This window comes from Bariatricus sp. HCP28S3_A7, assembly GCF_052066375.1.
Lineage (GTDB): Bacteria > Bacillota > Clostridia > Lachnospirales > Lachnospiraceae > Allocoprococcus.
The window spans coordinates 45056-63165 of record NZ_JBQHSG010000003.1 but is presented as its reverse complement, the minus strand read 5'-3'; the positions used below and the strand labels follow the sequence as shown (position 1 = coordinate 63165).

At 44.7% G+C, this 18110-nt stretch carries 16 protein-coding genes; 1 reads left to right on the top strand and 15 read right to left on the bottom strand.

Annotated features, from left to right (window positions below; translation table 11 throughout):
• Positions 1-8 precede the first annotated feature (8 nt).
• The 10 genes from ACTNA4_RS02820 to ACTNA4_RS02775 form a co-directional block, all read right to left on the bottom strand.
• Positions 9-2669: a DNA translocase FtsK 4TM domain-containing protein gene (locus ACTNA4_RS02820; protein ID WP_441028438.1), complete on the bottom strand. Its 2661-nt coding sequence runs from the start codon at positions 2667-2669 to the stop codon at positions 9-11.
• A 109-nt stretch (positions 2670-2778) separates the two neighbouring features.
• Positions 2779-3423, bottom strand: a complete 645-nt coding sequence (locus ACTNA4_RS02815; protein ID WP_427806612.1) for a ClpP family protease — start codon at positions 3421-3423, stop codon at positions 2779-2781.
• Positions 3424-3721: 298 nt separating this feature from the next.
• Entirely contained in the window at positions 3722-5002 is a 1281-nt protein-coding gene (locus tag ACTNA4_RS02810) for an O-acetylhomoserine aminocarboxypropyltransferase/cysteine synthase family protein (RefSeq protein ID WP_427806510.1), read from the bottom strand.
• An 11-nt stretch (positions 5003-5013) separates the two neighbouring features.
• Positions 5014-5775 carry a CFI-box-CTERM domain-containing protein gene (locus tag ACTNA4_RS02805; RefSeq protein ID WP_441028436.1) on the bottom strand — a complete coding sequence of 254 codons (762 nt, stop codon included), beginning with the start codon at positions 5773-5775 and terminating at the stop codon, positions 5014-5016.
• 22 nt (positions 5776-5797) lie between these two features.
• Positions 5798-6529, bottom strand: a complete 732-nt coding sequence (locus ACTNA4_RS02800) for a YebC/PmpR family DNA-binding transcriptional regulator (RefSeq protein ID WP_427806508.1) — start codon at positions 6527-6529, stop codon at positions 5798-5800.
• Positions 6530-6618: 89 nt separating this feature from the next.
• Positions 6619-7458 (bottom strand): hemolysin family protein, encoded by an 840-nt coding sequence (locus tag ACTNA4_RS02795; protein ID WP_427819805.1) that lies wholly within the window; start codon positions 7456-7458, stop codon positions 6619-6621.
• A 22-nt stretch (positions 7459-7480) separates the two neighbouring features.
• Positions 7481-7828, bottom strand: a complete 348-nt coding sequence (locus ACTNA4_RS02790) for a type II toxin-antitoxin system PemK/MazF family toxin (RefSeq protein WP_427806611.1) — start codon at positions 7826-7828, stop codon at positions 7481-7483.
• Positions 7829-7916: 88 nt separating this feature from the next.
• Complete coding sequence (alr, locus tag ACTNA4_RS02785; RefSeq protein WP_427819804.1) at positions 7917-9083, bottom strand: alanine racemase; 1167 nt, start codon at positions 9081-9083, stop codon at positions 7917-7919.
• Entirely contained in the window at positions 9080-10603 is a 1524-nt protein-coding gene (locus tag ACTNA4_RS02780; RefSeq protein WP_427819803.1) for an NAD(P)H-hydrate dehydratase, read from the bottom strand. The genes alr and ACTNA4_RS02780 overlap by 4 nt, the downstream gene beginning before the upstream one ends.
• A 97-nt stretch (positions 10604-10700) precedes the next feature.
• Positions 10701-11351: a redox-sensing transcriptional repressor Rex gene (locus ACTNA4_RS02775; RefSeq protein WP_427806504.1), complete on the bottom strand. Its 651-nt coding sequence runs from the start codon at positions 11349-11351 to the stop codon at positions 10701-10703.
• A 143-nt stretch (positions 11352-11494) separates the two neighbouring features.
• On the opposite strand from ACTNA4_RS02775, the gene ACTNA4_RS02770 reads away from it, so the two are divergent.
• Complete coding sequence (locus ACTNA4_RS02770; protein WP_427806503.1) at positions 11495-13420, top strand: ABC-F family ATP-binding cassette domain-containing protein; 1926 nt, start codon at positions 11495-11497, stop codon at positions 13418-13420.
• Positions 13421-13463: 43 nt separating this feature from the next.
• Here the strand turns inward: ACTNA4_RS02770 and ACTNA4_RS02765 are convergent, their stop codons facing one another.
• The 5 genes from ACTNA4_RS02765 to ftsY form a co-directional block, all read right to left on the bottom strand.
• A complete protein-coding gene (locus ACTNA4_RS02765; protein WP_441016987.1) occupies positions 13464-14660 on the bottom strand; it encodes an NADP-dependent isocitrate dehydrogenase in 1197 nt (398 codons plus the stop codon).
• Between the two features lie 25 nt (positions 14661-14685).
• Positions 14686-15324 carry a GntR family transcriptional regulator gene (locus ACTNA4_RS02760; RefSeq protein WP_441028433.1) on the bottom strand — a complete coding sequence of 213 codons (639 nt, stop codon included), beginning with the start codon at positions 15322-15324 and terminating at the stop codon, positions 14686-14688.
• A 130-nt stretch (positions 15325-15454) separates the two neighbouring features.
• Positions 15455-15925, bottom strand: coding sequence for a DUF1653 domain-containing protein (locus ACTNA4_RS02755; RefSeq protein ID WP_441028431.1), 471 nt, complete (start codon positions 15923-15925; stop codon positions 15455-15457).
• 16 nt (positions 15926-15941) lie between these two features.
• Complete coding sequence (gene ilvA, locus ACTNA4_RS02750; protein WP_427806499.1) at positions 15942-17156, bottom strand: threonine ammonia-lyase; 1215 nt, start codon at positions 17154-17156, stop codon at positions 15942-15944.
• On the bottom strand, positions 17150-18097 hold the full coding sequence (gene ftsY / locus ACTNA4_RS02745; protein WP_427806498.1) for a signal recognition particle-docking protein FtsY: 948 nt from the start codon (positions 18095-18097) through the stop codon (positions 17150-17152). The genes ilvA and ftsY overlap by 7 nt, the downstream gene beginning before the upstream one ends.
• Between the last annotated feature and the right edge of the window lie 13 nt (positions 18098-18110).

Below are 18110 nucleotides of genomic sequence, written 5' to 3'. Positions count from 1 at the left end.
CCGTTTTTCTAAACGTATTCTTCTATATATTGTTCAAATTCTTCCATCGACATCAGCACTTTTCTTGGTTTTGTTCCTTCTTCCTCGCCTACAACCCCGGCTTCTGCAAGCTGATCCATAATTCGTGCTGCACGGTTAAATCCAATCTTGAATACTCTTTGAAGCATGCCGATCGATGCTTTATCTTTCTCAATAATAAATTTGCCTGCTTCCACGAAATAAACATCCCGGTCATCCGCTCCTCCGGATGCCTGAGCAGCCGACGGATTCAGATTAACGTGGTTCTGGATATCTTCGTTGTAAGTGATCTTGCCACTGTTTTCTTTCAGATACTCGACAACATTCTGTACTTCTTTGTCAGAAACAAATGCTCCCTGAACACGCACAGGTTTCTGATATCCTGCCGGATAGAAAAGCATATCACCTTTTCCGAGAAGTTTCTCTGCCCCGTTCATGTCAATAATCGTTCTGGAATCGACCCCCGATGAGACGGAAAATGCGATTCTTGACGGCATATTTGCTTTGATCAGACCGGTAATGACATTAACCGATGGTCTCTGTGTCGCAAGTACCAGATGGATTCCGGCTGCACGTGCAAGCTGGGCAAGACGGCAGATCGATTCTTCCACATCTCCCGGTGCAACCATCATGAGATCTGCAAGCTCATCTACGATAATCACGATCTGCGGCATCTTCTGCGGCTTATCAGGATCGTCAATATCTTTGATATTTTCTACTCTGTCATTGAAACCTTTGATATCTCTTACATTGTATTCAGCAAAAAGCTGATACCGCTTATTCATTTCTGCAACCGCCCAATTCAGCGCACCTGCCGCTTTCTTGGGATCCGTTACAACCGGGATCAGAAGATGCGGAATCCCGTTATAGACACTTAGTTCTACTACTTTCGGGTCTACCATAATCAGTTTTACTTCATCCGGTTTTGCTTTATAAAGAATACTCATGATCAATGTATTGATACAGACGGATTTTCCGGAACCGGTTGCTCCTGCTACAAGAAGATGCGGCATTTTCGCAATATCAGACACAACAACCTTTCCGGCAATGTCCCGACCTGTAGCAAATGCAATTTTTGATTTATTCTTTTTAAACTCATCAGACTCCAGCAGATCACGCAGCATGACTGTAGAATTTTCCTTATTCGGAACTTCGATTCCAACCGCCGCTTTTCCCGGGATCGGTGCTTCTATTCGGATATCGGCAGCAGCAAGATTCAGCTTAATATCATCGGCCAAGCCAACGATTTTACTGACTTTCACGCCCATTTCCGGCTGCAGTTCATATCTGGTAACAGAAGGTCCACAGCTGATGTTCGTAATTGTAACATTGACCCCGAATGTCTGGAGTGTCTTCTGAAGCTTCATGGCAGTCTCTCTAAGATGCTTATCGGAATCCCCGCCGCTTCCTGATCCCTTCTTAAGAAGAGAAATGGGTGGGAAGCTGTACTCTTTCGGCATCTGTGTCTGTGATATGATTTGTTCCACATCCGCTGTTTCTTTCGAGACATCTGCCTTCATTTTTGATGAATTGCGTTTATTCTGAGGAACATCCGCCGTATGATCCTGAGCTGTGATTCTTTCTGAAACAGTCTCAGGCTGTGTTTTCCCGGATGCTGCCTTTGCTTCTTCCATCGCATCTTTCAGGAAATCCGGGACATGCTCAGCCGGATTTACAGACGGTTCCGGTTCGGGCTCCGGTTTCAACTCTACTGCAGAAAGCGGCATTGCACGGTTAATTACAACATCGTCAAGTGCAATCTGACCAGTCTGCTCCATGATATGCTTCGCTGCTGCCTCTTCCGCCCCTGCAATCACCGTGTTAACATCTTGTTTCGAACGCTTTGTTGCTTTCACTCTCGATGTGCGTTTTTTCTGTTCTTTCTTATCGGTTTCCGATTCGGTTTTCGGCTCTTCCAGCTTCCTGTCCAGTGTGGTATTAAACGACACACCGGAGACTTGGTGATCCATCCGCTTCTGTTCCCTTTCCTGTTCGCGAACCTGCTCCTTCTGCATCTTCTTCTCGATAGATTCTTCTCTGTGACGCTTCATATCTTCACGCGCGCGGTCATAAGCCTTCTCGCTTCCCTTTCTCACTCCGCGTAAAACAGAGCGTTCTGTGATCAACACAATGCAGATGATCATCAGAATCACTACGACAACATATGTACCGGCCACTCCGATCGCAGGCACCATCAGATCTGCAATACCTTCACCAATCAGTCCGCCTCTGTCATTCAGAAGCTGGAGAAGCACACACAACAGAATTGTAAGTACGGCGGCGGCCGATATTTTTATATATGCAACCGAATTTCCTCTATTAGAAACCACAAAAGCAACTCCGCAAAATAACAGGATCGGAAATACATACGCCATCCATCCGATATATTTCTGCATCACTCCAGCGATCTTCGCTCCGACAAATCCTGCCAGCCCGAAATTACTGATTACAAGGAGAATACTCACTGCCAATGTCACCCAAATCAGAATCTCTCCTGCAATAAAACTGTTCTGAGAGGCAGCTGCAGCTGTTTTTGTCTTTTTTACTCCCCCGGTATTCCCTGTTTTCTTTTTTGTCTGACTTCTCCCCTTCGATTTAGAAGAGGTGGAAGTCCTTGACGTTTTTTCCTTTCCCTCTGTTTTTGAAGCCATAAAACTTCCCCCTTATCAAATATACCCCTTTTATCTTTGCCGGTTTAATAATCGGCTGATTTTATACATACTATACTATTATAGCATTAGCCGCCGTTCGTGTCATTACTTAATTTTCATCAGACTTTTTTTGTTTTTCCCGGATCATTTCATGCAATTTTTTCAAAGCCTGACTGATTCCGCCTACTTCATCAATGAGACCTTCTCTCACGGCCTGCTCTCCGTCGAGCATCGTACCTACATCTTTTACCAATTGTGTCGGATCCAGCATCAGTTCTTCAATGCGTTCCTGACTCATCTTTGAGTGGGCAGCCAGAAATCCGGTAATCCGATCCTGCGTCTTCTCCATATTTCGAAGGCTCTGCATGACACCGATAAACATACCGCTGGTTCTGACTGGATGAATGATCATGGTGCCACTCGGAACAATGAAAGAATAATCCGCCGAAACCGCCAGTGGCCCTCCAATAGAATGACAGCCGCCAAGTACCAGCGAAACGGTCGGTTTACTGAGGGAAGCTATCATTTCTGCAATGGCTAATCCTGCCTCCACATCACCTCCGAGTGTATTAAGAAGGATCAGTACTCCGTCAACTTCCTCACTATTTTCTATCTGGGCCAGCTTAGGTAGAAGATGTTCATATTTGGTTGCCTTCGTATTTCCGGACACCGCTTCATGTCCTTCAACTTCTCCTATCACCGTCAGAAGTTCAATCCGGTGTGCATGACCTTCTTCAAGCGGAAGTGTTCCCATTTCCCGGATATGAATGTCTTCCTCCGATAGATTTTCCGGTTCTTTCTTGTCATTTGCCTCTGTCTCACTCATGTTGGATCGCTTACGTATCTGATATTCTTTCACATCACTGTCTTCCATTATTGCTCCCTCTCTTTCTATACACATTTCATTCAGAACACGGTTCTCTGCAAATAAAAGTATGCACAGGGGAAGGAAATACTATACTCAAAAATGGTTCGCGGGATCATTTTTCTCATCTGCATGGCAACAAAAAGGGAGACTGCTTTTTCACAATCTCCCTAAATCATTTTATTAACTATACTGCTTCCAGTGCCTGTTTCAGGTCATCAATAATATCGTCAATATTTTCAATGCCCACACTGAAACGGATCAGATCCGGCTGTACTCCTGCTTCCAGAAGTTCTTTATCATTCATCTGACGATGTGTATGGCTTGCCGGATGAAGAACACAGCTTCTCGCATCTGCGACATGAGTCACAATCGCAATCATCTTAAGACTGTCCATCATCTTCACAGCTGCATCGCGACCACCTTTCAGACCGAATGTAATGACACCGCAAGTACCGTTTGGCATATATTTCTTGGCAAGATCATAATATTTATCACCTTCCATAGATGGGCAGTTCACCCATGCAACTTTTTCCTGGCTCTTCAGGAACTCAGCAGCCTTCAGCGCATTTTCGCAATGTCTGGGCATACGAAGATGCAGTGTCTCCAGGCCGATATTGAGAAGAAACGCATTCTGCGGTGACTGGATAGATCCAAGATCTCGCATCATCTGGGAAGTCGCTTTTGTAATGTATGCTCCTTTACCGAAACGCTCCGTATAAACCAGCCCATGATATGTCTCATCCGGAGTGGTAAGTCCCGGGAACTTATCCGCATATTTTGTCCAGTCAAAGTTACCGCTGTCAACGATCGCACCGCCGACACAGGATGCATGACCATCCATATATTTGGTGGTGGAATGTGTAACAATATCCGCGCCCCATTCAAACGGGCGGCAGTTGATCGGTGTTGCAAATGTATTATCAACGATCAGCGGGACTCCATGTGCATGTGCTGCTTTGGCAAATTTTTCAATATCCAGTACAGTAAGTGCCGGATTGGCAATCGTCTCACCGACAACAGCTTTCGTGTTCTCCCGGAAAGCTGCATCAAGTTCTTCCGGTGTGCAGTCCGGATCAACGAAAGTTGCCTGGATGCCCATCTTGCGGATGGTATGTGCATAAAGATTGTATGTACCGCCATATACGGCAGAAGAACAGATAATATGATCTCCTGCTTCCGCAATATTCATGATTGCGTAGAAATTTGCCGCCTGTCCGGATGACGTTAGCATCGCTGCATATCCGCCCTCCATATCACAGATCTTTGCTGCGACAGCATCATTGGTTGGATTCTGCAGCCTTGTGTAGAAATATCCGGAAGCTTCCAGATCAAACAATTTTCCCATCTGATCGCTGTCGTCATATTTAAATGTTGTACTTTGATAAATCGGCAGAACACGCGGTTCGCCGTTCTTCGGTGTATATCCTGATTGAATACACTTCGTCTCAATTCTGTAATCGCTCATGTTGAGTCCCCCTAAGAATATAAATATTTTGTCTTCAGAGTGCGTACCATATCGATGTACACTTCCTTACACTCTGCCGGTTTTCCATCCTCTATCAGCCTGACACATGGTTCAAGATACTGTTTCCAGATTTCCAGATAAACCTCTCCCGCATCTGTGCTGCGTCCAAGCCTCTTAACAATAGTCGGCGCTATATCATAGTATTCTCGAATGATCTGCATACCACCTTCGGAATTTGCCAGATATCCGTCACGGTAATTTCTCAGTGTTTCCAGTTCATAACAATGATCCGGCTTGCCGAGGCCCTCACAGACTGCAGTGGTTATATAGCACATCCGTGCTTTGAATCCGCCCTCAATATCTTCATATGATGATTTGCCAAGATCCATCTCCAGCCCGTTATCGTTCCACAAAACAATCATACAGTCTACGACTTTCTCACACACAGGTGTCCTGCCGTAACGCATCATCGGGATAATGAAAGACACCATTCCCATATTGTAATTCATCAGAATTTGTTCTTTCTTACGTTTGGATCCGGCTTTTTCCAGAATCTGATGCATGGCATCGGGAATCACGGACGCTACCTCTTCCACCGCCTCATCCGGATTATCAGCTTCTGCACACTCCCGTTCAATTGCATCAAAAAGGGGCTTGAATTCCTCATATTTGCTCTGGAACAAATCAGAATATGTACGTTTGTTAAATTCCTTCGCAAGAGGAACAGCCAGTTTGAACAATCTCTCCAGTTCTTCCTTCGTGTTATGAGTCATATCTGATTCCTCCGTTCCGGTATTATTCTTCCCAGTTGTGGTACACTTCCTGCACGTCGTCATCATCCTCAAGAAGATCTAAGGTCTTCTGAATATTTTTGATATCTTCTTCACTTTCCAGTGTCACCCATGTCTGCGGGATCATGGTCACTTCCGCACTTGCCATCGGGATTCCTGCTTCCTCAAGTGCAAGACGGACCTCACTGAAATCATCCGGTGAAGTAAGGATCTCAAAGCTGTCTTCTTCCTCTGAGAAATCTTCTGCACCTGCATCCAGTGCCTGCATCATCAGATCATCCGCATCCAGTTCACATTCTTCCTTATCGATAATGATCTGTCCCTTCTTGTCAAACATGAAGGAAACGCAGCCGGAGGTTCCGATATTGCCTTTTCCTTTCGTAAAAGCGCTTCGTACATTTGACGCGGTACGGTTACGATTGTCAGTCAGCGCATCGACAATGATTGCTGTACCGTTCGGGCCATATCCTTCATAAACGATATGTTCATAATTGTTCGCGTCTCCATCTCCCGCTGCTTTCTTGATGCTTCGTTCGATATTGTCATTCGGCATATTATTTGCCTTTGCTTTTGCTATTGCATCTCGAAGTCTGCTGTTATTTGCAGGATCAGCTCCGCCGCCTTCCTTTACAGCAACTGCAATCTCACGGCCGATCTTCGTAAAGATTTTTCCCTTCGCAGCATCATTTTTTTCTTTTTTATGCTTGATATTCGCAAACTTTGAATGTCCAGACATTGTATTTACCTCTCTGTTCGTATAGTATTCACTAAAATATTAATCATTTTATTTTAGCACTCTTTTCGGTTCCTGACAAGAACCAACTGTTACTTCATCTTCATAATCCGTACTTTGCGGATGGTATTGTTATCAACTGACAGTACCTGGAACACATATCCTTCAAATTGTACCGTGCATTTTTCGTCTTCAGAGGGAATTCTGTCAAGGCAATCGATCAGATAACCATTGATCGTGTCATAATCCTCTTCTTCAAAATTAATGCCCAGTATTTCTTCCAGATCTTCAAGCTGTGCCATTCCGTCTACGATATATGTACCGTCCGGCTGACTTGTGATCAGCTCCTCTTCTTCATCATATTCATCCTGAATATTGCCGACGATCTCTTCGATGATATCCTCCATCGTAACAATTCCCACGGTCTGTCCGTATTCATCGAGAACGATGACCATATGCCGTTTGTCTTTCTGCATCTGCTGAAACAACTTATCTATACTTTTTGTCTCAGGGACAAAGCTTACCGGCCGGATGATCTCTTTCAGATCCTTGATCCGGACATTTCTTAAAGAATCATCCAGATAACATTTCATGGCATCTCTGAGATGGACGATCCCGATAATATTATCAATATCCTCCTCATAGACCGGAAACCTGGAATTATTCTCTTCAAGAATAAATCTGATTGCATCTGAAAGTGTTGTATTTCCGTCCAGGCCCACAATATTTTTACGATGGGTCATGATATCTTTTGCTTCAGAATCCATATATCCGAAAACATTACAGATCATCTTCATTTCGCGCTTTGCAAGAACACCTTTCTGATAGCCTTCCTCAATCTTCTCTATAATTTCTTCAGCCACCCGCTCCTGATCTTCATTTTCCGAAAAGACTCTTCTCATTTTCTGAAGTAAACTATTGCCTTCTTCCATAATTATTTCAGTTTCTCCTTTACTATGTATGAAGCATCAGACTGACACACAATGCCTCATCAACTTTTCTCATCAGTTCCCGGTCCACATGACAGACTAAATCTTTCAGTCGCTGCTTGTCGATTGTGCGTATCTGCTCCAGCAGGACTACAGAATCCTTCACGATTTTGTACCGTCCCGAATCGATTTCAACATGTGTAGGCAGTTTTGCCTTATTCATTCGGGATGTTATAGCTGCACAAATCACAGTTGGGCTGTGCCTGTTGCCTATATCGTTCTGGATGATCAGCACCGGACGGATGCCTCCTTGTTCTGAGCCGACTACCGGACTTAAATCTGCATAATAGATATCTCCACGTCTTACCTGCACTTCATTCACTCTCCGATTTCAAGATACAAGAAGTATTCCCATCTTTCATCAGAAGTATTCCATGCATACTTTTCATTCTTATAATATTCTATTCAAAATAATCTATCTGCCTTACTACCTCTCCGCCGCGAATATATTCCCGGGGAACACGTTTATTGATGTCACAGACAAATTCATAATTAAACCTTCCGGATAATTCACTTAACGTTTCAACCGGAAGATACACCCCTTCATTTTCACCAATCAGGGTAACCTTATCTTCAAACTTCACATCGGGAATATCTGTCACGTCAACCATGAACTGGTCCATGCAGACTCTTCCAACGATCGGCGCTTTCTTCCCATGAATCAAAACATATCCTTTATTGGACAGACTCCTGGGATACCCGTCACCGTACCCGGCCGGTACTGTTGCAATCTGCATTCTCCGATCCGCTACAAAGGTTCCACCATAGCTGACGGCAGTCCCTTTTTCAATCCATTTCAAATATGTGATATGGGAAATCAATTCCATAGCCGGTTTCAATGGAACCGAATCTTTTCTCACTTCCTCAGAAGGGTACATACCGTAAGTAGATATGCCCGCTCTCACAAGATTCAGATTCAATTCCGGCTGATCGATGATCGCAGCACTGTTTGATACATGAAGTAGTGGAAAATGGATACCCCTTTTCTCCAGTTCTTCTTTAACCCGGATATATGAAGTAAATTGCTGATCTGTGATCTCCTTATTTTTCTCATCAGCCCGCGAAAAATGTGTAAACATTCCTTCCAGCTCTACACATGGAAGATGACTGATCTTTTCGATTGCGTTCACGCTTACGTCATCCGGCGCAAATCCGAGTCTGGACATTCCGGTATCAATCTTAATATGAAAGATTGCATTCATTCCCAGTTCTTCTGCTTTTGCCGATGCCAGAGCTGCCAGTTCACCGTCATAGACCGTCATACGGATCTGATGCCGAATCATCGCTTCCATCTGATCCGGGAAAATGCATCCGAGGCAAAGAATCGGTTTTCCAATCCCAGCTTTTCGAAGCAGGATCCCTTCTTCCAATGTTGCCACAGCATATCCCCATACGTACTCCACATCTTCTAACATTTCTGCAATCGGTACGGCACCATGTCCGTATCCGTCCGTTTTCACGACAACGATCATCCGCGCATCGTTTTTAATATTACGATACATCATTTGCATGTTATACATTACTGCATCAAGATCGATCACTGCGCGCAGTCTGTTATATGTCTTCATTTCAAGTTTTCCTCCAAAGTTTTTAGTGTTCTGCCAAGCCCCCGGATGAGATCTTCAGCAAGCACACTGTAGGATCCACATTCTTCTCTTGCCGTATCTCCGGCAAGGCCGTGCAGATATACTCCCAACACAGCCGCGTCAAAAGTCGGGAGGTTCTGAGCCATCAGGCCGGCAATCGTTCCTGCCAGCACGTCACCGGAACCGGCCTTCGCCATTGCTGCATTTCCGGATGAATTCAGAAACGTCGGATGTCCGCAAGCTGCGACGAGTGTTCTGCTGTCTTTCATGGCACAAACGACCTGCATTTTTTCAACAAACTCACGTAGAAGAGCGTTCCTATGATTCTTTAGTTCTGCAACAGGATATCCTGTCAATCTTGACATTTCTTTCATATGAGGTGTCAGCACATACTGTTCTTTCTGGCGCGCCCATTTTCTTCGCTCTTCTTCGGTAAATTCCGCAAGAAGATTGAGACCGTCCGCATCAATCACACACGGCTTCCGGTTCATTTCCAGCGTCATTTTAAAAAGTCTCCGCGAATACTCTGAAATTCCAAGTCCGCATCCGATGCAGACCACATCTGCCCATTGAAGCAGATCTGGAAGTTCCCGGAAACAATCTAAGGCCATCTCATCATAAGTCGTGATAATAGCTTCCGGCAGAAGCTGCTGAAGAATCTGTCTGTTGGATTCTTCCGTGTATATCCGTACAAGGCCTGCGCCTACCATGTACGCCGCATGGGCACTTAAGTACGCTGCCCCCGACATTCCCCTACTTCCGGCAATAAGAAGAACCCTTCCATAGCTTCCTTTATTGGAATCCGGCTTTCTCTCCGGCATCCTGGAAATCACATCCTGTTTTTCCAGCATAAAATAAAGATCGTCCCGGTTTTCAAAGCCCGGATCCGTAATGCCGATATCCTTTACCAGTACTTTCCCCGCATACTCGGAACCCGGAAAGAAAACCTGACCTGCCTTAGCGTATGCAAACGTGACTGTCAAATCAGCCCGGAACGCACATCCCAGTACTTCCCCGGTGTCAGCGGAAATTCCGGACGGAGTATCAATCGCAACTTTGTATCCCTGATACCGGTTCATTTGTTCAATCACATTCTGGTAATGTCCTTCGATATTTCGGCAAAGCCCGATTCCAAATACGGCATCTATAATAACACTATATTCCTTCTCCGGTAAAGTGTTTCCTACAGACACGCCCAGATTTTCCAGAATATGCATCTGCTGCTTCGTTTCTTCACTCCTGGATTCCAATTTTCCGGCAAAACACACATCGACCCTTTTTCCTTCTTCGGCAAGCAGTCTTGCCACCGCGAATCCGTCTCCACCGTTGTTGCCGGAGCCGCATACCACCAGTGCATAGGACAGATCAATCTGCTCTTCTTTCATTGCAGCCATACACTGAAGCGCCGCACGTTCCATCAGTACCAGCGAAGGAATCCCGATCTCATGGATCATTCTTCCGTCCGCCGCTTTCATCTGTTCAGCCGTCAATATATATTTCATATTCTCACCTTCCAATACGCAATAAAGAGCCCCGCAGCCGGAACTCTTCTCTCATTACGCCGATTCAGGCAAAATGTGTGTAACACATTCTGTCGAATTATGAATTATCTGTATGTTCCATATTATAACGTGTTATATTGTATGAAAGTCTCATCAGACTCTCCGATAAATGCACGTTCTCAACAATAATATTATCCGGAAGATTCAAATCTGTATGTGCAAAATTCCAGATCGCCCGCACACCATTATCAACCAGAACATTCGCAACATCTATGGCTCTTGTCTTCGGAATCGCAAGTACTCCGATTTCAATATCATTCTTCTGAATAAAATCACTCAGTTCATCCATCATCCGGATCTCCACACCGCGGATCGTAATTCCCACAAGTCGTGGATTCACGTCAAATAATCCTTTTAATACAAAACCTCTTTTTTCAAATGCTGCATAATTAGCCAGTGCCTGTCCAAGATTACCGGCACCGATAATGACCATGTTATGTTGGTTGTCCAGTCCCAGAATTTTCCCTATTTCCGTATATAAGTATTTTACATTATACCCGTATCCCTGTTGTCCAAATCCACCAAAATTATTAAGGTCCTGACGAATCTGGGATGCAGTTACTTTCATTCTCTTGCTCAAATCGTTGGAGGATATTCGTTCCACACCGTGTTCCAGCAATTCGCCAAGATAACGATAGTATCTCGGAAGTCTTCTGATTACTGCCTGAGATATTTCTCTTTCTTCCACCTGACATCCACCTTCCATTCTTATTCTAAATTTCATTATATAAAAATGACATAAAAAAGTCAAACTTAATAGTTGTTTTTTATTGTATTTCCGATATAATGAGGTAGACAGTACCTATTTCTACAGTATAAGGAGGTTTGAAAATGATACTGGCATGCCACAATTTAACGAAATCCTTTGGGGAGCAGGTTATTGTGAATAAAGGCTCCTTTCATATAGAAGACCGTGAGAAAGCGGCGCTGGTCGGTCTGAACGGCGCCGGGAAATCCACAATTTTGAAAATGATCGTCGGTGAATTGAATAGTGATGACGGTGATGTAATTCTTACCAAAGGAAAAACAATGGGCTATCTTGCCCAGCACCAGGACCTGATGAGCGGGAATACCATTTACGAAGAAGTCCGCACCGCCAAATCTGAGATTATCGAAATGGAACGTCAGATTCGTGCACTGGAACTGGAAATCAGTACGCTGACCGGTGACGCACTTCAGATGAAACTTGACACTTATCATAGACTTACCGCTGCATTTGAACGTGCTGACGGCTATTCTTATAAAAGCGAACTGGTCGGTGTTCTTAAAGGCCTTGGGTTTACTGAGGATGAATTTCAGAAACCGGTGGACGCCCTTTCCGGCGGCCAGAAGACACGTGTTTCCCTCGGCAAACTTCTGCTGACGAAACCGGATATTTTACTGCTGGATGAGCCTACCAATCACTTGGATATGAATTCAATCGCATGGCTTGAGAACTACCTGCTGAATTACTCCGGTGCAGTGCTCATCGTCTCCCACGACCGTTATTTTTTGAATCGTGTCGTAACGAAAGTGCTGGAGATTGAAAACGGTACACTGATGACATATATGGGAAATTATTCAGATTATGCCCAGAAGAAACAGCAGCTCAGAGACGCAAGGCTAAAAGAATATCTGAATCAGCAACGGGAAATCAAGCATCAGGAGGCAGTCATCGAAAAGCTTCGTTCCTTCAACCGCGAGAAATCAATCCGACGTGCGGAAAGCCGGGAAAAGCTGTTAAACAAAATCACACCTGTTGAAAAACCGGTTGAGCTGAATACCGATATTCATTTAAGCCTGGAGCCTTCCTGTGTGAGCGGGAACGACGTGCTTCGCGTTGAAGGCCTTGGAAAATCATTTGCTCCCCAGGTCCTTTTTCAGGATGTCAGCTTCGAGATTAAGCGAGGTGAACATGTAGCCATCGTAGGCGATAACGGAACAGGGAAAACGACACTGCTTAAGATTTTGAACAATGTGATCGCGGCGGATTCGGGAAGCTTTACACTGGGAACCAATGTACATATCGGTTACTACGATCAGGAACATCACGTACTTCACATGGAAAAAACGATCTTTGAAGAGATCTCCGATGATTATCCGACACTTACGAATACACAGATCCGGAATGTTCTAGCTGCATTTTTATTCACAGGCGATGATGTATTTAAGATGATCGGTGATTTGAGCGGCGGAGAACGCGGACGAGTATCTCTTGCAAAGCTGATGCTCTCCGAGGCGAACTTCCTGATTTTGGACGAGCCTACGAACCACCTGGACATCGCTTCGAAAGAAATTTTGGAAAATGCATTGAATGAGTACACCGGAACCGTACTTTATGTGTCCCATGACCGTTATTTCATCAACCAGACAGCCACGCGTATTCTTGACCTGGTGAACCATACTTTTGTAAATTATATTGGAAACTACGATTACTATCTCGAAAAGAAAGAGGAACTCACGACGGCATACGCCGGTGGCAATATTTCAGACAAGCAATCTACGAATGAAGGCACTTCTTCAATGTCCCAGTCCAAAATGAGCTGGCAGGAACAGAAAGAAGAACAAGCAAGAATCCGGAAGCGTCAGAACGAACTGAAAAAGACGGAAGAACGCATTACCCGGCTGGAAGAACGAAACCAGGAGATCGATACGCTTCTTATGCAGGAAGAAATCTATACCAATTCCGTCCGGTGTCAGGAACTGGCAAAGGAAAAGGCTGCAAATGAAGAAGAGCTGGAAGAGCTCTATGAAAAATGGGAAGAGCTGGCTGAATAACTGTTAAAAACGCGCCTTATCGGCGCGTTTTTCCTGTTTTTATTTACAATCTCTCAGCGATCGCTTTGATAAAATCTTCGCTGTTCAATACAGTCGGATTTGGAAGCGTCGTGATCAGTGCAAGATCTTTAGTCATATTTCCGCTTTCAATTGTATCGATCGTTGCCTTTTCCAGCTTATCGGCAAAATCCATCAGCTCCTGATTTCCATCCATCTCACCACGTTTTCTGAGTGCCCCCGTCCATGCAAAGATCGTTGCCACGGAGTTAGTAGATGTTTCTTCTCCTTTCAGGTGCTTGTAATAGTGCCGCTGTACCGTTCCGTGTGCTGCCTCATATTCATAGTATCCTTCCGGAGATACCAGCACGGAAGTCATCATGGCCAGTGATCCGAATGCGGAAGAAACCATGTCACTCATCACATCACCGTCATAGTTCTTACATGCCCAGATATAACCGCCTTCAGACTTCATCACACGTGCTACGGCATCGTCGATCAGCGTATAGAAATACTCGATTCCGGCTTCTTCAAACTTCTCTTTGTAATCTGCATCAAAAATCTCCTGAAAAATATCTTTAAAGGTATGGTCGTATTTCTTGGAAATCGTATCTTTCGTTGCAAACCAGAGATCCTGTTTCGTATCCAGTGCATAGTTAAAACAGCTTCTTGCAAAACTCTCGATTGACTGATCAATATTATGCATGCCCTGAACAATTCCGGATCCGGTAAAATTATGAACCAGCTCTCTCGTCTCGGTTCCGTCCTCTGCGGTATAAACCAGTTCTACCTTTCCGGCACCCGGGATCTTCATTTCAGAACCTTTGTAAACATCCCCGTAAGCGTGTCTTGCAATCGTGATCGGCTTTTTCCAGTTCTTTACACAAGGTTCAATTCCTTTTACAACGATGGGTGCACGGAATACAGTACCGTCAAGGATCGCACGAATGGTTCCATTCGGGCTCTTCCACATTTCTTTCAGATTATACTCTTTCACACGGGCTGCGTTCGGAGTGATCGTTGCACATTTTACTGCAACCTTATATTTCTTCGTTGCGATTGCAGAATCCACAGTAACCTGATCGTTTGTCTCGTCTCTGTGTTTCAGGCCCAGATCATAATATTCTGTCTTCAAATCAATATACGGAAGAAGAAGATGCTCCTTGATCATCTTCCACAGGATCCTTGTCATCTCATCTCCGTCCATCTCAACAATTGGTGTCGTCATCTGAATCTTGCTCATGCTTACTCTTCCTTTCTTTTGCCTGTTATTCCTGCTCAATATGAAGATTCTCCATAACATTCAGGATATGAATATGTGCCAGTTCTTCTGCACGGTCCGCATCTCCGGTCCGTAGTGCATTCAGGATCTCCCGGTGTTCTTCCAGAGATTTTTTTGCCCTGTCTTCTTTCTTCACGGATCGTTTTCTTGCCACCTGAACATATTTATGAAAATCAGAAAGAATATGTCTGAGTATCCGGCTCTGACTTGCGTCATAAAGAACCTCATGAAACTTTCCGTCAAGTTCTGCAAGCTGTTCGGCATTTCCACGATTCAAGTGGTATTCTGTAAGAAGCAGGACTTCTTCCATTTCCTGAATCTGCTCCTCTGAAATGTGCTCAGCCGCCCAACGTGCACATAGGCCTTCAAGCATGGAACGCGTCATATAGATATCATGCACGTCCTTCTCCGTAATGCCCGTCACATAGGCCCCTTTGTTCGGAATAATGTGAACCAGCCCCTCCAGCTCCAGCTGACGGAGTGCTTCCCGAACCGGCGTCCTGCTGACTCCAAGTTCCTTACCCAGTGTTGCTTCTCGTAATTCTTCATTTTCCTTAAATTTGCCTTTCAGAATGTCCTCGCGGATCTCCTGAAAAACCTGTCCCCTCAGTGAATATTTATCCATGATTCTGCTCCTGAAAACTATATTTTTTGTTGGGGTCAATATAAAATCTGACCCAAGTATACCTGGCTCATTTTTGTATCATTGTATACAACGATACATTTATTGTCAATAGGCTAGATTATTTTTTCTGCTACATCCGTTTTTCATACTTCATCAATGTCTTGATGTATTTTACCAACTGCTGGTATCGCATTTCCATCGTCTGTGCATTTTCTGTAAAATCCATACTCTGCGCAGCGGCGGAAAGGAATTCATCTGTGAGTTCTGTTTTATATTTTTGAAGGAACCGCAGTTTTTCTTCGTTGCTGCTCAGATCAAGAAATCGCATGATCAGACTCTGTTCCTCCTCATCCGCCACTGCGGTCTCTTCCTCCAGTTCAAACCGATATTCCTGATCTACATCCGGGAATTTTCTCTTATCGACCTGCTCCAGAAACATTTCCAAAGGTCGTGCAAATACCGGATGTTCTCCGTAAAGTCCTTCATAAACGACAAGCTCTTCTGCACGCTCTGTATGCTTTGCAATTGCAAGTACGCGATAACGATTCCCTTTAAAATGTCTGTAACACTCACCGACTTTCGGCATTCTGCCTTGTTTCATGATTCTCATCCCTTATCTAATAGAGTTTGGCACTGATTGTTTTAGGACGGAATCCTTCTCGCTCCAATGCCTGAATAATTCTGTTTTTGTGTTCCGTTCCAAATGCTTCCATGGTGACTCTGAGTTCAACGGCAGCATTTCGATTAATGCTGACAAACTGATTATGCTCCAGTTTAATTACATTTCCCTGTTCATCAGCAATTGTCTTTGCGACGCGCACAAGTTCACCCGGTTTATCCGGAAGAAGTACGGATACAGAAAAAATACGGTCTCTCTGAATCAATCCATGCTGTACGATGGATGACATGGTAATGACATCCATATTACCGCCGCTTAAGATACAAACAACCTTTTTGCCTGTCAGATCCATCTGTTTTAAAGCAGCCACAGAAAGAAGTCCTGAGTTTTCGACAACCATTTTGTGATTCTCGACCATATCAAGGAATGCACCGACCAGTTCATCATCTTCTACTGTAAGGATATCGTCTACATTTTCCATAACATACTGAAGCGTCTTTTCACCAACTGTTTTTACAGCGGTACCATCTGCGATCGTATTTGCGCTCGGAAGAGTCACAACATGGCCTGCCGCTACGGCCGCTTTCATACTGGCTGCTGCTGCCGGTTCCACACCGATCACTTTGATCTTAGGATTCAGCATTTTCGCAAGTGTAGAAATACCCGTGATCAGTCCGCCTCCGCCGATCGGCACAAAGATATAATCGACCGTCGGAAGTTCCTGCACGATTTCCATCGCGATCGTTCCCTGTCCTGTTGCAACATCAAGATCATCAAACGGATGAACAAATGTATAGCCGTGCTCCTCCGCCAGCTCATAAGCCTTTGCACAGGCATCATCATAGACATCTCCGTGAAGTACCACTTCCGCTCCGTAACTCTTGGTACGATTGACTTTGATGAGTGGGGTAACGGTCGGCATAACGATGGTAGCCTTACATCCAAAGGCTTTTGCGGCATATGCGACACCCTGTGCGTGGTTTCCTGCGGATGCAGCGATCAGTCCTCTGGCGCGTTCTTCCTCTGACAAGGTACTGATCTTATAATAAGCGCCTCTGAGCTTATAGGCACCTGTATACTGCATGTTTTCCGGTTTCAGATATACTTTAGCTCCGGTCTGTGCGCTTAAATGCTCACTGTAAACCAGTTTGGTAGGTTTGGTGACCCGTTTTACAATCTCGCTTGCTTCTTCAAATTTCTCTAACGTTAACATGTCTCTTCTCCTTCTTCTGTCGTAAATAAAGCGTTTACAAACTGATCTGAATCAAATTTCTGCAGATCATCAATGGATTCTCCCACTCCGATATATTTAACAGGTATTCCGAGTTCTGCCTGAATCGCAACGGCAATTCCTCCTTTTGCGGTACCGTCCATCTTCGTCAGAATGATACCGGTAATGTCTGCAACTTCACTGAATTCTCTGGCCTGTGCAAGTGCATTCTGACCGGTCGTTCCATCCAGCACGACCAGAGTCTCGCGGTACGCTTCCGGATATTCTCTCTCCAGCACACGATTGATCTTCTTCAGCTCTTCCATCAGATTCTTTTTATTATGAAGTCTTCCCGCCGTATCACACAGCAGTACGTCGGCCTTTCTCGCTTTAGCAGCCTGGACCGCATCATAAACGATGGCTGCTGGATCCGCTCCTTCCTGCCCGCCGATCAGATCGGCCCCGGAACGGTTTGCCCATTCTCTTAGCTGTTCACCGGCTGCCGCACGGAATGTATCTGCTGCCGCAAGGACAACTTTTTTGTTCTGGTCTCTCAGTTTTCCCGCTAGCTTTCCAATGGTTGTCGTCTTGCCAACCCCATTTACTCCAATCACCAGAACTACCGATGTTCTTTCTTCAAATTCATAAGCCGTCTCTCCTACATACATCTGTTCTTTGATGCTGTCGATCAGAAGCTGCTTACATGCGATCGGCTCTTTGATGTGCTGCTCTTTAACTTTTTTGCGCAGATCCTCAAGAATCGCATAAGTGGCCTTTACTCCCAGATCTCCCATGATCAGAATTTCTTCCAGCTCTTCATAAAAGTCTTCGTCAATATTGGTAAATCCGTGGAAAATACTGTCAATGCCCGATACAATATTGTTTCTGGTCTTAGTAAGCCCGGACACAAGTCGTTTAAAAAATCCCATTTTCTCTTCAGCCATATAATGCCTCCCA

Excerpts from the sequence above, each read along its gene's own strand:
- ACTNA4_RS02820 (WP_441028438.1), bottom strand. The coding sequence starts at position 2,669 with ATGGCTTCAAAAACAGAGGGAAAGGAAAAAACGTCAAGGACTTCCACC.
- ACTNA4_RS02815 (WP_427806612.1), bottom strand. The coding sequence starts at position 3,423 with ATGGGAACACTTCCGCTTGAAGAAGGTCATGCACACCGGATTGAACTT.
- ACTNA4_RS02810 (WP_427806510.1), bottom strand. The coding sequence starts at position 5,002 with ATGAGCGATTACAGAATTGAGACGAAGTGTATTCAATCAGGATATACA.
- ACTNA4_RS02805 (WP_441028436.1), bottom strand. The coding sequence starts at position 5,775 with ATGACTCATAACACGAAGGAAGAACTGGAGAGATTGTTCAAACTGGCT.
- ACTNA4_RS02800 (WP_427806508.1), bottom strand. The coding sequence starts at position 6,529 with ATGTCTGGACATTCAAAGTTTGCGAATATCAAGCATAAAAAAGAAAAA.
- ACTNA4_RS02795 (WP_427819805.1), bottom strand. The coding sequence starts at position 7,458 with ATGGAAGAAGGCAATAGTTTACTTCAGAAAATGAGAAGAGTCTTTTCG.
- alr (WP_427819804.1), bottom strand. The coding sequence starts at position 9,083 with ATGAAGACATATAACAGACTGCGCGCAGTGATCGATCTTGATGCAGTA.
- ACTNA4_RS02780 (WP_427819803.1), bottom strand. The coding sequence starts at position 10,603 with ATGAAATATATATTGACGGCTGAACAGATGAAAGCGGCGGACGGAAGA.
- ACTNA4_RS02770 (WP_427806503.1), top strand. The coding sequence starts at position 11,495 with ATGATACTGGCATGCCACAATTTAACGAAATCCTTTGGGGAGCAGGTT.
- ACTNA4_RS02765 (WP_441016987.1), bottom strand. The coding sequence starts at position 14,660 with ATGAGCAAGATTCAGATGACGACACCAATTGTTGAGATGGACGGAGAT.
- ACTNA4_RS02760 (WP_441028433.1), bottom strand. The coding sequence starts at position 15,324 with ATGGATAAATATTCACTGAGGGGACAGGTTTTTCAGGAGATCCGCGAG.
- ACTNA4_RS02755 (WP_441028431.1), bottom strand. The coding sequence starts at position 15,925 with ATGAAACAAGGCAGAATGCCGAAAGTCGGTGAGTGTTACAGACATTTT.
- ilvA (WP_427806499.1), bottom strand. The coding sequence starts at position 17,156 with ATGTTAACGTTAGAGAAATTTGAAGAAGCAAGCGAGATTGTAAAACGG.
- ftsY (WP_427806498.1), bottom strand. The coding sequence starts at position 18,097 with ATGGCTGAAGAGAAAATGGGATTTTTTAAACGACTTGTGTCCGGGCTT.